Source organism: Streptosporangium carneum (assembly GCF_027922005.1).
Lineage (GTDB): Bacteria > Actinomycetota > Actinomycetes > Streptosporangiales > Streptosporangiaceae > Streptosporangium > Streptosporangium carneum.
On the sequence record NZ_BSEV01000166.1, the window covers coordinates 1 to 523 of the forward strand.

The following is a 523-nucleotide window of genomic DNA, read 5'->3' on the forward strand; positions in this document are numbered from 1 at the left end:
TAGGCGGACGCCATCCAGTTCGGCCGGGACGGCGTCAAGGCCTTCCCCGACGATCCCGGTGTCTACACCGGTCTGGGCGGCGCCCTGTCGGCCAGCCGGCGTGACGACGAGGCTCGCGAGGCCTTCATGAAGGCGATCGAACTGGCGCCAGACAGCGAGCATCCCTATCAGGCCGCCCTGTCATTCTTCGACACGCTCAACGATTCCGACGCGATGGAGAGCCTCGTTGCCGAAGCGGAAGCACGCGGCGTGTCCCTGGCCGAGCGGCGCAGTGCCCACGTGATTGCGCGACTGGAAACGCGCCGGAACCGGCACCAGGACGCCTATGACCGTCTTATCCCGCATTACGATCCGAAGGCCTCGGACAACATCAACCGCCACATCGCCATGACCCTCGGCCGGGTCTGCGACAAGCTCGGCCGCCATGACGAGGCCTTCCACGCCTTCACACACGGCAACCGCCTGGCAGCTGATTTCGAGCGCGGCCGCGGCGTCGTTCGCGCCGAAGACTATACCCACCCCC

At 66.7% G+C, this 523-nt stretch carries 1 protein-coding gene; it reads left to right on the forward strand.

Annotated elements, in window-relative coordinates; all coding sequences use genetic code 11:
- Positions 1-126 precede the first annotated feature (126 nt).
- Positions 127-523, forward strand: a 397-nt coding sequence (locus tag PKF00_RS44355) for a hypothetical protein (protein WP_271223809.1), incomplete at its 3' end; no start/stop codon positions are given.